Here is a 12,290-nt window from a genome sequence, read left to right on the forward strand (position 1 = left end):
TCTTCCAAATGCTTCGCCCCTACTGACAACTGACAACTGACTAACTACGTTGTAACTGAATTATGTTTGATGCACTATCTGACCGTTTAGAATCCGCCTGGAAAAAACTGCGAGGACAGGATAAAATCTCCCAATCCAATATACAAGACGCTTTGCGGGAAGTGCGTCGGGCTTTATTGGAAGCAGATGTTAACCTCCAGGTAGTCAAAGATTTTATTAGCGAAGTCGAAACCAAAGCCCAGGGGGCTGAAGTTATCGCTGGTGTACGTCCTGACCAACAATTCATCAAAATTGTTTATGATGAATTAGTGCAGGTGATGGGGGAAGAAAATGTTCCCCTCGCAGAAGTTGCGGGGAAAACCACCGTTGTGTTAATGGCTGGTTTGCAAGGAACCGGTAAAACCACAGCCACCGCTAAATTAGCTTTGCATTTACGCAAACAAGAACGTAGTTGCTTATTAGTGGCTACAGACATCTATCGTCCCGCAGCTATTGACCAATTAATTACCCTTGGTAAGCAAATTGATGTCCCCGTATTTGAACTGGGAATTGCAGCAGACCCCGTAGAAATTGCCCGTCAAGGTGTGGAACGCGCCAGAGCCGAAGGCATAAATACAGTAATTATTGATACTGCCGGACGCTTGCAAATAGATGAAGATATGATGGCGGAATTAGCCCGCATCAAAGAAGTAGTCCAGCCCGATGAAACCCTGTTAGTTGTGGATGCAATGACCGGGCAAGAGGCAGCAAATCTGACTCGCACCTTCCATAACCAAATCGGCATTACTGGGGCAATCCTGACCAAAATGGATGGGGATAGCCGAGGTGGTGCGGCGTTGTCAGTGCGGCAAATTTCCGGTGCGCCGATTAAATTTGTGGGTGTGGGGGAAAAAGTCGAGGCTCTACAACCGTTTTATCCTGACCGCATGGCTTCGCGGATTTTGGGGATGGGGGATGTTCTTACTTTAGTAGAAAAAGCCCAAGAAGAGATAGATTTGGCAGATGCAGAGCAAATGCAGGAGAAAATCCTGTCAGCAAAATTTGATTTTACTGACTTTCTCAAGCAAATGCGGTTGTTGAAAAACATGGGTTCTTTGGGCGGAATTATGAAGATGATTCCGGGCATGAACAAGCTTTCTGAGGATCAGTTAAAGCAGGGAGAAACCCAGCTAAAACGCTGTGAAGCTATGATCAATTCCATGACGGGCAAAGAACGCCGTGATCCAGATTTATTATCAAGTTCTCCCAGTCGTCGCCGCCGCATAGCTTCTGGTTCTGGGTATAGAGAAGCGGATGTAAGCAAACTGGTAGCGGACTTCCAAAAAATGCGATCGCTCATGCAGCAAATGGGACAGGGTGGCATTCCCGGTATGGGAGGAATGTTTGGCGGTGGAAATCCTTTAGCAGCAGGTGGTAATCGTCCCGCAGCAGGCTGGCGCGGTTATCCCGGTGGCGCACCACCAGCTAAGAAAAAGAAGGAGAAAAAGAAAAAAGGTTTTGGGACTCTTTAGTTTAAAAAACTAGATCCCCGACTTCTTAAAGAAGTCGGGGATCTGAAAATTAACACCAAATACGACCACGACGAAAAGGTTTATCAGGTTCAGTTTGTTGGGCTTTTTGTTTAGCCATTTCTTGTGACCAAAAACCATAATCTTCCAAACCAGTAGATAATAATTTACGTTCAATTTCTGCTGGTGGGTTAGGTTCTAGTTCGCTAGAATTTGCGGGGGTTTTCTTTTGTTTACTCATAATATTGATAACTCCTAAATTACACAACTGCAAGAAGATTTAATTTGCTGATAACTACGATTTTGAAATGCAGCGGGGTCATTATAATTAGCACCATGTAATAAATCCATACGAATGCTAACTAAGTCCTCGACTCTACCATGAATGACATCAACAGACCGATGAGGATAAATAATATCTGGTCTTTTTACCGGAGGGGAAAGTTTGGGTAATCTCATAATCAATTTTAGATTGTAGGTTGGGTTGACGTATGTTACCCAACATTAAAAAACTCAACATGATTTCTCGTTCCCATACTCCGTATGGGAATGAATTCTAGAAGGCTCTGCCTTCTATTAAAGCAGAGTCAGAGCCTCTGTAGTCGCATTCCCAGTCAGAGACTGGGAACGAGATAACGAGATAAAAGACTTTGTTGGGTTGCGCTGTTGCTTAACCCAACCTACCACTATTAATAAGGAGTAGACCAAGAACGGACTTCGCCCAAAGTAACAGGAATAATATCACTCACATCAATTGTAAACCGGAATAGCTTCTTCGCCCGACGGCTATTTTCAGGGTCAAAGAACTTCAATTTTACATCCCAACAATCGCTATCTAAACGACAGAAAGGACTTTTCTCCACTGTAATACTATCCAACTCCATACCTGTAGCCACAGCTTCCGCAAAGGTAGAAGCCGCTTGAAAAGCATTCGTAGAGGCAAAATTCAACGCCCTATCTTGGGAAGTTGTCCCTAAATTCCGTAAATCATAATAAATACGGCTGAGGAAACTACCCAAAGTCCGACGAATAGACTCTTCTTGGGCTTCTGTAGCTTGCGCTTGGACTGTCTGAATAGCAGCCTGAACTAAGGTGTTAACCTTCCAACCATAAAGTCCGCGAGTGTTGGGAACTTCAATTACTGGCACAACTTGACCAGAAAATAGTTTCACACTGCGTCCCGATAAAATACCGGGAATACTGACTCTCTCTACATAATTCTCGCTGTCTTCTGCTTGAATTTGTCCCGATAATAATTGTTGTAAAATAGCATAAACATCTCTTGCAAAAGCCCCACCTGGTTCTATTGCATAGATAGGAGTTAATTCTAAATTTAAAGTCCAAATTAAAGATTTAGCTTCCGAAAGATTATCTCCTAAATAATCTACCATCTGCCGCGCATCATAGGGATTAGCGGGAATTGCTGTTCCGTCTATTTGTACTCCCGGCATTAATTGTTTAAAAGAGTCTCTTCTGGCTTCTGAACCAAAATCGTAACCCAGTGTACCTAAAGCATACACTAAGTTAACTTCAGCGAGGTCGCTGGGTGCTTGACTAGCAGTAATGTAATTAGATGTACGATTTGACATGGTAGTAGATTGAGAATTGGATGAATTTGTGAAAGGTGCGGAAGTTGTCACAGCAGGAACTACTGGGAAAAATTCAGGGGGTATAAATTCCTCCGGGCTGGGTTCTGGTTCAGCACTATTTGTAATCTCTGCACAACCGCAACCAGCAGCTTCAATACTGTCAACGGTTTCTACTGTATCTAATTCTTCGGACATTGTTCCTCCTGTAAAATATGCCAATGCACCAGAAATATTTAATTTACCTAATAAACAGCGACTAATATCGTCTGTATCCTTATCTGTGCAAGGTATAGCAGTTTCTAATAAAACCGCTCTCACCTTAGCGGGGTCGGGTGTTTCACCACGCTGAACTTGCAGACTTAGGAGTAAAGCAGCGACACCGGAAACAATGGGAGTAGCAAAGCTAGTACCACTGAGTTTTTGTGTCCCTCCCCCCGGTTTTGCTCCTAAAATGTGTTCTCCCGGTGCAAGAATGCCTTGGTTTTGATAGCTTTCCCCCCAGTTACTAAAGTCTATGGGTTTACCTTGGTCATTCATTGCCCCTACTGCTAATACGGTGGGTAAAGATGCAGGAACGTGCAAACATTCGCAACCGTCGTTACCAGCAGCAGCCACAATTAAAACATTGTGATCTTTGCATAGTTGCACAGCCCTATCTAACCAGCCTTCTGCTTCACCATTATCAGTGAGTTGTCCAGCACTGACATTGATAATATGCGCCCCGGCATTGACGGCTTGTTCTATGGCACGAGCTAAATCTAGTTGGGAAAGTTTCCTATTATTGTCACCAAAAATAGGGACGATTAACCCTCGACATTGGGGAGCTATTCCCCGTAATTCTGAAGAATTATGTTGACCAAATATGATGCTTGCGACATGAGTTCCATGTCCAGACATAGATCCATTAGCTGTCGCTTCTCCCTGAATAAGTGTTGGCAATCTTGTTAAATTTGCTGCATTAAAGCAATTATGAGATTGATCAACCAATCCGTCGAGTACGGCTACACATATTTGTGAATCACCCCGTGTCAAGTTCCATAATTCCTGGATTTCCGTTTTAATTGAGGATTTTGGCATTTAATTTGTTAATTATCTGCTTAAATATCTATTTTGCGCCATAAATATCTATTTTATGGCATTTTTATTACGATTGTGCTTCTAAAACACAAAAGTAATTGTCATATTATTCGGCTGAAATGTCAACTCAATTTACATATTTTAACTGATATAATTTTTTCTTATGTCAAAAAAAAAACGGTTTTAGTAAGTGTTTATTTTCTTCTGTGCTGTGGATGAAAATCAGTATTTACAAATACTTGACGGGAGGAGATAGTGATTTCCGCTTCACGGAAATATCAAGTAAACAGGAATGTCAATAACCTGATCTATTATAAGTAATTTTTATTGATAAGGTCTTGCCTTGAATCATAATTGTCCGTATGATGAGAATCAGGGTAGCTTCACTTAGCCTACTGATTAGTAATTGCACTTTTTATCGTCTCATGGTAGGCAGTTGCATTGATTATTCTTAAAAATTCACATTAGTTAATACTAAAACTCTACCTCTCCCTAACCCTCTCCTAAGAGGAGAGGGAACAGGAAAAAAACTTGAGAATTTAAAGAGTTTAAAGCCTCTCTTCTTGTAGGAGAAAGGTTTGGAGAGAGGTTTTATATAAAGCTTCTGGTGAATCACAACTCGTTAAATTACCCTTCAACGCCAATTTAACGCCTTCACCAAACCAGTCTTCTTCATTATGAAGAAGTTAAACGAACAAACAAAAAGGAAAACACACCATGACTAAGAAAAACATCCGCCCCCAACAAGTTGCTCCCGTAGAACGCGAAACCATCTCTACTGCCAAGGATCAAAGCGGTCAGGTTACACCCAATAATTCCTTTTGCGGGCGACGACGCGGAGTAAGTCACCCCATTCTACCACTCACCTCAAAAAAGGTCAAAAGTCTGTTTCTACATCCCTTGGCGCACGGTTCGCCTCGATGAATTGACGGACAACCCTTGTCAGTTCGGGGGTTTGGTGATACCTGGCACGGGGGAGGTGAATTAAGATACCTCTCCCTAACCCTCTCCTAAGAGGAGAGGGAACAGGAAAAAAAACTTGAGAATTTAAAGAGTTTAAAGCCTCTCTCCTAGATGAGAGGTTTGGAGAGAGGTTTTATATAAAGCTTCTGGTGAATCACAACTCGTTAAATTACCCTTCAACGCCAATTTAACGCCTTCACCAAACCAGTCTTCTTCATTATGAAGAAGTTAAACGAACAAACAAAAAGGAAAACACACCATGACTAAGAAAAACATCCGCCCCCAACAAGTTGCTCCCGTAGAACGCGAAACCATCTCTACTGCCAAGGATCAAAGCGGTCAGGTTACACCCAATAATTCCTTTTGCGGGCGACGACGCGGAGTAAGTCACCCCATTCTACCACTCACCTCAAAAAATATCAAAAGTCTGTTTCTACATCCCTTGGCGCACGGTTTGCCTCAATGAATTGACGTACAACCTCTGTCAGTTCAGGGGTTTCCGATACCTGGCACGGGGGTGGCGGAAAACCGGACTTAGATTTTTTGGTGGGGTTGGTGGTTGAACCCTGATTTGTGAGATGAACCCCAGCCAACAGCTTACTACCCCAGTGGTATTGGGTTGGGGTCTTCTCCTTGGGTTTATACTTTTGGCAGAAGCCTTTATACTTTCTGGCACATTCTTCTAAGCTGTTTCCCAGTCGTAAAAAAGCCGGATGCCATTGAGTTAAACCATCATCAGTTAAGCGTTCATAACTGCCATAATTGCTGAAGTCATAGAAAAAACTCTGGCGCATTTTGGCAGCTTTAGGATTAGCGTGAATGTAGCGTAAAGTATTTAATGCTCTTTCTTTGTCTGAAGAAGGAAACCCATCACAGTAATATCGTTTCTCCCAAAAATGTCCTGTTCTTCTTAACATCCGATTGAAACACATCGCCGTGTACCAATTCAGGAAGTGCATAATTTTGGGTAACTCTTCTGGCTGTTTAGGTGCAATCAAATAATGAACATGATTTGACATAATGCACAAAGCATAAAGCTGGAAATTGTATTTATCCAAAGCCTTTTTTATTGCATAAAGAAACACTTCCCGACATTCACGCCGTGATAATTTAAATTCACGGTTATTGCAACGGATGGTAATGTGGTAAGAATATCCAGACTTTAAATTTCGAGGTTTTCTAGGCATATCTTTTAACAACAATATAAAAACCAGCCATTTATGATAGCTAATGTAACCCAGAAAGACAGATTTCAAGAACAAAAACTACAGTTTATTCGCAATCATCAACAAGCCTTTGATGTTGAGCCTATTTATCCACTCCCCTTGTTTGAAGACTTTGTGATGAATGTAGAAGGAGACTGTAGCATTGAAGCTTCTTGTAAGATAGAATTAGACAAATTGATTGCCTCAAGATTTATGTTCTTTTTCAAAGATAAGGCACAACAATGGCAAAAATATCTTCATCAATCCCTCACTTTTTTCAATCGAGTAGAAAACCTTGTTGGTGTGCAAATTGACTACTCTCTATTGCAGCAATTTTTAGGATCTGACTTTGATTTTCGTAAAGTTACTGTTCTTTCTGCGGGGATTGATTTAAGAAGCAATCTTGCTGAATCTAGCTTAAAAATGCACCTTAGAATCAAAGATTATCCCGAAAAGTTAGATCAAGCTTTATCCCTAGCCAGCAACGCTGAGGATTTGATTTCCGTACGTCCGTTTCTCTCTCTTGTTGGTTTTGATTTCTATTTCAACGGTCGCAGTGAAATTGAGCTTTATCCCGAAATTCAAGCAGAAGATTTTGCCAAATCAGAAACCCAAAATTTGGTATGGAGACATTTTCCGAAGTTCGTTTTAGACCCTCTAGAAGTTACCGGATCATTTCTAGTTGGCCTCTCAAAAGCTAATCATAATCCAGTTCTCTATTATAATCTGAAAAATAAGCAAGATTTAGCTAATTATTTCAAACTCAACGATGCAGCCCAACGAGTTCACAGTTTTTATCAAAATCAAGATATTTTACCTCATATGTGGGTAGGTACTGTCCAAAAAGAGTTAGAAAAAACAAGAATCGAAAATGTTAGACTTTACTATTATAAATCCTTCAACTAATCTCTCAGCAATTGGCAACCCAACAACATTAAATCACAAAATCACCAAAATGTTGGGTAACATCATTCAAATGCAATTTCCAGAAGTCCAAATAAATAAAACTAAATGCCCAAAAAAATTAGAGAATTAAAACAGATGTTGCAAAAAGCAGGATTTACGTTATTACCAAAGCGGGGAAAAGGTAGTCATTCTTACTGGATTCATCCGCTTTTACCAAAACCTGTAGTCCTATCTGGCAAAGACAGCAAAGATGCAAAACCCTATCAAGAGAAAGATATAATAGAAAGTATCAAAGAACTTGAACAATTAGAAAAAGGAGATGAACTATGAAATATAGTATTTTAATTCAATGGTCCCAAGAAGATCAAGCGTATATTGCTTTTTTACCTGAGTGGGGAAAATATGCTAAAACCCACGGAGAAAGCTATGAAGAAGCTCTAGAAAATGCTAAGGAAGTGTTAGAAGATTTGCTGTATGGCTATAATCAAATCGGTAAGCCTATACCCCAACCCCAAACATTACAAAATATAGCTTAAAAAAGACATAATCTGACAATAATGATATCTATAGGTTAGATGTAGGTTGGGTTAAGCGACAGCGCAACCCAACAACATTAAATCACAAAATCACCAAAATGTTGGGTAACATCCTGTAAATCCTGAAATCCTGTACTTCGACTCCGCTCAGTAACCGTAAATCGTGATTGGTGACAATTTCATTTTCTGCAAAATTCGAGCAAATTTTATGATATCTACTACTGCAATTTCTCCCATCTTAACTATTCCTCCCCTAGAAAACGGCGACAAATTAACCCGTCATGAATTTGAACGGCGTTATCATGCCATGCCGAATCTGAAAAAAGCCGAATTAATTGAAGGAGTAGTTTACGTGGCATCACCTGTTAGAGCAAAACAACACGGCAAACCCCATGCTCGCATTATGGGTTGGTTAATCGCTTATGAAGCAGCTACACCAGGAGTGGAAGCACTGGATAACACAACTGTTCTTCTTGATACAGATAACGAACCACAACCGGATGCTTTATTAAGAATTGAAACAGGAGGACAATCAAGAATAAATAAAGATGATTATGTAGAAGGTGCGCCAGAATTAATAGTAGAAATTGCTGCTTCTAGTGCTTCTTATGATTTACATGAAAAACTCAAAGTTTATCGTCGTAATCAAGTCCAAGAATATTTAATCTGGCGAGTTTATGACTATCAATTTGATTGGTTTAGATTACAACAAGGGGAGTATATTCAACTTCAACCCAATGCAGATAATATAATTTGTTCCCAAATATTCCCCGGTTTATGGTTAGATAAAATAGCATTATTAGGAGGAGATTTAGGTACAGTATTAGCTGTTTTGCAGCAGGGTTTAGCAAGTCCAGAACATGAGAATTTTATTAGTAGATTATCTAGTTAGCAGCAGTTACCATCCAAACTAAAATTCCTAAAATGACATCAACAGGAGGAAGGGGATAATCTGTAAAATCAATTGTTACAGTTTGTTCCGTTAATTGTAGAAATCGCCAAACAGTACCATTAGTGACGCTACCATAAATTGTAGGAATGGGTTGATTATTAATTTCATTAAATTTTTGAGCAGCAATCATTTCCGCAATACACTGGCCAATACCCGGATTTAAGTCTGATTTTTTGGCTTCCACAATCATAACTGCTGGTGCTTCCACTTCTAACTGTTCTGCTGAAAGACTGAGAACAAAATCACAGACTCCATTCAATCCTAAAGCCGAATCTACAGTAAAATCCGCACCAGAGAATAGACTAATTTTTCTTTCTAAAATCTTACGTACTTCTAGTAAAACCGGACTAATGATTAATTCAGAACGAGCTTTTTCACTTCCCGTCGCTATAGCTAATGGCAAACTTTCTGCTAAAAAATCAGTCAGGGTTGCACTAGCAGCAATTGGTTGGATTTCTGGCAGAAACTTTTTATTTTCAACGGTATTTATGCCAAAGGTTTGCTTAACTTTTTTGAGAGTAAAATCACTATATGACATAATGTAAATATTTCCAAAAATGATGTAAAATCTATGTGAAAATCAACCAACAGCAAAATCTGTATATTGTCTCACCAAAGGTTCATGAAATGCTAAAACAATATCTGATTTTGGCACTCCTAATTTAACTAACTCATCTGCTATACCAATTTCAGTTCCATCATGTTGTATCCAAATTTTCTGATCTTTAATATCCAAATGCAAAACACAACCATGCTGCCGTTTTCTATTTTTCCAACCCACATACATCAATTGATAATGATCACCAAAAGTATCAAAAATTAATTGTTGTTCAATTTCATCTTTAGCTGAACCTAATTGAGCATATTCTGTGATCACTTGTTTGACATAATTGCGATATTGTTCTAGTTTTTCCATGCTACAATTACCTCCTGAATCGGATCATAAATCATGATTTTAAGTTGGGAACGCTGAACAACTGTTTTAATAAACTGCAATTGAAAGAAAGAGTAATAAATTCCTGAAGGAATAGCTAAATATAAAACTCGTTCTGGTTGTTGTTATTCTAATGCCAAATGATAATTAAAAAATTGTCCAATGGCTTGATGAAATATTAGATGTACCAATAAAACTCTTAATTTCCACCGCTATTTTTTCTCCAGCAGCTAAAACTTGCTCCGCACCGAGATCAATATACATTTCCACATCACCGACTTCTATCCTTAAAGGATCATCTGTAATCACCCAACCTTCTTTTTCTAACCCTATCCTAACAGCATCATGAAAAACATCTTTAGCTGGCATTAACTTTATAAAAAATTAGACTTTTCACCCATAATTATAACATCAATTACAACAACACAATCAAAACCATGCCTAACCTTACCGACATCCCCGGAATTTCTCAAATTTGGACACGCACAAAAGGCGACCCCCGCATTAAAATTGCTATCCTTGATGGTGCTGCTGATTTAGAACGCAGTTGTTTTCAAGGGGCAAAATTTAGTCAATTTAAACCCTATTGGGCAGAAGATATCGAACTTAACGAAGAATACTATTATTATCTCAATTTATCTTTAGAATTTAACCAACAACAAAAAGACAAAAAAGACGACCCCGACCACGATAAAGAAGAATCAAAAAAAGAACGAGAGGCATTTTTTGCACCTTTCCCTCCAGCTATTAGACAACGCATTGAATTATCCAGTCATGCTACTCACATTTCTAGCACAATTTTAGGGCAACACGGCACACCTGCCCCTGGTATTGCCCCTTTATGTACAGCATTAAATATTCCTATTTCCTTCGCTAATGATGATTTTATTTCCCCTATCAACCTTACCCACGCTATTAATACCGCTTGGCAATGGGGAGCGAATATTATCCATATCGCTGCTTGTCACCCTACCCAAACCGGAGTAGCACCAGATTTATTTGCCCGTGCTGTGAAACAATGCCAAGATAATAATATGTTAATTGTTGCCCCAGGTGGTAACGATAAAGGGGAATGTTGGTGTATTCCCTCTATTCTTCCTGGTGTGATTACAGTGGGTGCAATGCGAGATGATGGCCAACCGTTTAAATTTAGTAATTATGGGGGAGAATATCAAAATAAAGGGGTAATGGCTAACGGTGAAAATATTTTAGGCGCCCAACCGGGAACAGAAGAACCTATTAGACAAAAAGGGACTAGTTGCGCTGCACCCATTGTCACAGGTATTTCTGCCTTATTAATGAGTCTGCAATTGCAACGAGGAGAACAACCCAACGCCGAAGCAGTGCGGGAAGCAATTTTAAATAGTGCTATTCCCTGTAACCCCGAAGAAGTGGAAGAACCGGAACGCTGTTTATTAGGTAAGTTGAATATTCCCGGTGCGTTTCAATTATTGACGGGAGAAAGGTTAGAACCTCACCTCCAACCCCTCTCCTATAAGGGAGTGCAAGAACCTCACCCCCAACCCCTCTCCTACGAGGAGAGAGGAGCAGGAATCTCTCGTTCCCAGGTTCTACCTGGGAATGCTACATTAGAGGCTCTGCCTCTCACTATACCGTCAGGCAGAGCCTTGGAGACGGCATTCCCAGTCGGAGACTGGGAACGAGAAACTTTAGTTATTAGCCAGGGAATTAATTCCTCAACTGATTCTATTACCCCTAGTGCAGCTTCTAAATTGGTATATGCTTTAGGAACTATTGGTTATGATTTTGGTAATGAAGCCAGAAGGGACACCTTTAAACAATTAATGCCAGCAGTGAATATGGACGGGGCAATTATCCCTGCTAATCCCTATTATAGCCGACAAATGGTTGATTACTTGTCAGTAAATCCTACGGAAGCTAAACCTTTAATTTGGACTCTCAACCAAGAATTAACTCCTATTTATGCTTTAGAACCTGTGAGCGGTTTTGCCGCAGATATCTATGAAACCCTGATTTTGATGTTAGAGGGACAAATTCAACCAGAAAACAGTGATGATTTTGTGGAACGGGTAAGTATACCTGCAAGGTTAACAGATAGAACTGTGGAGTTATTTTCTGGTCAGGTTGTGCCTGTAATTACTCTAACTAATACTAGGGGAATGTATGGCTGGAAAGTCAACAGTTTGGTAGATGCGGCTTTGCAAACTGTAATTACGGGAGAAACTGCACCAGCCCAAGAAATAGCCATGCGAAAAGCCTTAACTAGTTTCTTAAATCGAGTATACTATGATTTGCAAAATTTAGGACAATTGGCAAAAGATCGGGCGTTGAATTTTTCTGTAACTAATGCTTTTCAAGCCGCTTCTAGTTTTTCTCAAGCTATTTCTACAGGGATGCAGCTTGATAGTATTGAAGTGGAAAAAAGTCCTTTTTGTCGGATTAATAGTGATTGTTGGGATGTGAAATTAAAGTTTTTTGACCCGGAAAATGGCCGCAGAGCTAAAAAGGTGTTTTTGTTTACCATTGATGTTAGTGACAGAATTCCTGTAACTTTGGGTCAAGTTCGCTCTTGGTCTGTGCGGAAGTAAGCACGTAGTAGTCTGTCAAATTTATTTTGACGGGTTTTTGGTAGTGCGGG

At 39.9% G+C, this 12,290-nt stretch carries 14 protein-coding genes and 1 pseudogene; 8 read left to right on the top strand and 7 right to left on the bottom strand.

The genetic code is table 11. From position 1 onward, the window contains the following. Nucleotides 1-62 precede the first annotated feature (62 nt). On the top strand, nt 63-1,511 hold the full coding sequence (ffh, locus tag FJR06_RS01110) for a signal recognition particle protein (RefSeq protein ID WP_168650415.1): 1,449 nt from the start codon (nt 63-65) through the stop codon (nt 1,509-1,511). A 49-nt stretch (nt 1,512-1,560) separates the two neighbouring features. Here the strand turns inward: ffh and FJR06_RS01115 are convergent, their stop codons facing one another. The 3 genes from FJR06_RS01115 to FJR06_RS01125 form a co-directional block, all read right to left on the bottom strand. Continuing rightward, nucleotides 1,561-1,749, bottom strand: a complete 189-nt coding sequence (locus FJR06_RS01115; protein WP_174783180.1) for a cyanobactin biosynthesis PatC/TenC/TruC family protein — start codon at nt 1,747-1,749, stop codon at nt 1,561-1,563. 14 nt (nt 1,750-1,763) lie between these two features. Then, entirely contained in the window at nt 1,764-1,967 is a 204-nt protein-coding gene (locus tag FJR06_RS01120) for a cyanobactin biosynthesis system PatB/AcyB/McaB family protein (protein ID WP_015081394.1), read from the bottom strand. Nucleotides 1,968-2,197: 230 nt separating this feature from the next. Continuing rightward, nucleotides 2,198-4,174 carry a PatA/PatG family cyanobactin maturation protease gene (locus FJR06_RS01125; RefSeq protein ID WP_168650417.1) on the bottom strand — a complete coding sequence of 659 codons (1,977 nt, stop codon included), beginning with the start codon at nt 4,172-4,174 and terminating at the stop codon, nt 2,198-2,200. A gap of 717 nt (nt 4,175-4,891) precedes the next feature. On the opposite strand from FJR06_RS01125, the gene FJR06_RS24835 reads away from it, so the two are divergent. Beyond that, the gene (locus FJR06_RS24835) at nt 4,892-5,098 is read left to right on the top strand and encodes an anacyclamide/piricyclamide family prenylated cyclic peptide (protein WP_168650419.1); all 207 of its coding nucleotides are present in this window, start codon (nt 4,892-4,894) and stop codon (nt 5,096-5,098) included. A 298-nt stretch (nt 5,099-5,396) separates the two neighbouring features. After that, complete coding sequence (locus FJR06_RS24840; protein WP_168650421.1) at nt 5,397-5,603, top strand: anacyclamide/piricyclamide family prenylated cyclic peptide; 207 nt, start codon at nt 5,397-5,399, stop codon at nt 5,601-5,603. Here FJR06_RS24840 and FJR06_RS01140 read toward each other — a convergent pair. Continuing rightward, the gene (locus FJR06_RS01140) at nt 5,557-6,324 is read right to left on the bottom strand and encodes a transposase (protein WP_168650423.1); all 768 of its coding nucleotides are present in this window, start codon (nt 6,322-6,324) and stop codon (nt 5,557-5,559) included. The two genes, FJR06_RS24840 and FJR06_RS01140, sit on opposite strands and share 47 nt — an antisense overlap. 33 nt (nt 6,325-6,357) lie before the next feature. On the opposite strand from FJR06_RS01140, the gene FJR06_RS01145 reads away from it, so the two are divergent. From FJR06_RS01145 to FJR06_RS01160, 4 genes are all read left to right on the top strand, one after another. After that, complete coding sequence (locus FJR06_RS01145; protein WP_168650425.1) at nt 6,358-7,248, top strand: DUF5838 family protein; 891 nt, start codon at nt 6,358-6,360, stop codon at nt 7,246-7,248. Nucleotides 7,249-7,353: 105 nt separating this feature from the next. Then, complete coding sequence (locus FJR06_RS01150) at nt 7,354-7,578, top strand: type II toxin-antitoxin system HicA family toxin (RefSeq protein WP_028083551.1); 225 nt, start codon at nt 7,354-7,356, stop codon at nt 7,576-7,578. Then, nucleotides 7,575-7,784: a type II toxin-antitoxin system HicB family antitoxin gene (locus tag FJR06_RS01155; protein ID WP_168359010.1), complete on the top strand. Its 210-nt coding sequence runs from the start codon at nt 7,575-7,577 to the stop codon at nt 7,782-7,784. The genes FJR06_RS01150 and FJR06_RS01155 overlap by 4 nt, the downstream gene beginning before the upstream one ends. Before the next feature lie 208 nt (nt 7,785-7,992). Next, the gene (locus tag FJR06_RS01160) at nt 7,993-8,676 is read left to right on the top strand and encodes a Uma2 family endonuclease (RefSeq protein WP_174783395.1); all 684 of its coding nucleotides are present in this window, start codon (nt 7,993-7,995) and stop codon (nt 8,674-8,676) included. Here FJR06_RS01160 and FJR06_RS01165 read toward each other — a convergent pair. From FJR06_RS01165 to FJR06_RS01175, 3 genes and pseudogenes are all read right to left on the bottom strand, one after another. Further along, nucleotides 8,669-9,274, bottom strand: a complete 606-nt coding sequence (locus FJR06_RS01165; RefSeq protein ID WP_015081387.1) for a hypothetical protein — start codon at nt 9,272-9,274, stop codon at nt 8,669-8,671. The two genes, FJR06_RS01160 and FJR06_RS01165, sit on opposite strands and share 8 nt — an antisense overlap. 42 nt (nt 9,275-9,316) lie before the next feature. Beyond that, a complete protein-coding gene (locus FJR06_RS01170) occupies nt 9,317-9,652 on the bottom strand; it encodes a XisI protein (RefSeq protein ID WP_039200148.1) in 336 nt (111 codons plus the stop codon). After that, a pseudogene (locus tag FJR06_RS01175) lies at nt 9,640-10,039 on the bottom strand (XisH family protein). Before FJR06_RS01175 ends, FJR06_RS01170 begins: the two are co-directional and overlap by 13 nt. A gap of 68 nt (nt 10,040-10,107) precedes the next feature. Here FJR06_RS01175 and FJR06_RS01180 point away from each other — a divergent pair. Next, a complete protein-coding gene (locus FJR06_RS01180) occupies nt 10,108-12,240 on the top strand; it encodes a PatA/PatG family cyanobactin maturation protease (protein WP_168650427.1) in 2,133 nt (710 codons plus the stop codon). The last annotated feature ends 50 nt before the right edge of the window (nt 12,241-12,290 follow it).

The sequence above is a fragment of the Dolichospermum sp. UHCC 0352 genome (assembly GCF_009711925.1).
Lineage (GTDB): Bacteria > Cyanobacteriota > Cyanobacteriia > Cyanobacteriales > Nostocaceae > Dolichospermum > Dolichospermum lemmermannii.

Bases quoted from the DNA above. Each gene is read 5' to 3' on its own strand.
- ffh (WP_168650415.1), top strand. From the start codon at position 63: ATGTTTGATGCACTATCTGACCGTTTAGAATCCGCCTGGAAAAAACTG.
- FJR06_RS01115 (WP_174783180.1), bottom strand. From the start codon at position 1,749: ATGAGTAAACAAAAGAAAACCCCCGCAAATTCTAGCGAACTAGAACCT.
- FJR06_RS01120 (WP_015081394.1), bottom strand. From the start codon at position 1,967: ATGAGATTACCCAAACTTTCCCCTCCGGTAAAAAGACCAGATATTATT.
- FJR06_RS01125 (WP_168650417.1), bottom strand. From the start codon at position 4,174: ATGCCAAAATCCTCAATTAAAACGGAAATCCAGGAATTATGGAACTTG.
- FJR06_RS24835 (WP_168650419.1), top strand. From the start codon at position 4,892: ATGACTAAGAAAAACATCCGCCCCCAACAAGTTGCTCCCGTAGAACGC.
- FJR06_RS24840 (WP_168650421.1), top strand. From the start codon at position 5,397: ATGACTAAGAAAAACATCCGCCCCCAACAAGTTGCTCCCGTAGAACGC.
- FJR06_RS01140 (WP_168650423.1), bottom strand. From the start codon at position 6,324: ATGCCTAGAAAACCTCGAAATTTAAAGTCTGGATATTCTTACCACATT.
- FJR06_RS01145 (WP_168650425.1), top strand. From the start codon at position 6,358: ATGATAGCTAATGTAACCCAGAAAGACAGATTTCAAGAACAAAAACTA.
- FJR06_RS01150 (WP_028083551.1), top strand. From the start codon at position 7,354: ATGCCCAAAAAAATTAGAGAATTAAAACAGATGTTGCAAAAAGCAGGA.
- FJR06_RS01155 (WP_168359010.1), top strand. From the start codon at position 7,575: ATGAAATATAGTATTTTAATTCAATGGTCCCAAGAAGATCAAGCGTAT.
- FJR06_RS01160 (WP_174783395.1), top strand. From the start codon at position 7,993: ATGATATCTACTACTGCAATTTCTCCCATCTTAACTATTCCTCCCCTA.
- FJR06_RS01165 (WP_015081387.1), bottom strand. From the start codon at position 9,274: ATGTCATATAGTGATTTTACTCTCAAAAAAGTTAAGCAAACCTTTGGC.
- FJR06_RS01170 (WP_039200148.1), bottom strand. From the start codon at position 9,652: ATGGAAAAACTAGAACAATATCGCAATTATGTCAAACAAGTGATCACA.
- FJR06_RS01180 (WP_168650427.1), top strand. From the start codon at position 10,108: ATGCCTAACCTTACCGACATCCCCGGAATTTCTCAAATTTGGACACGC.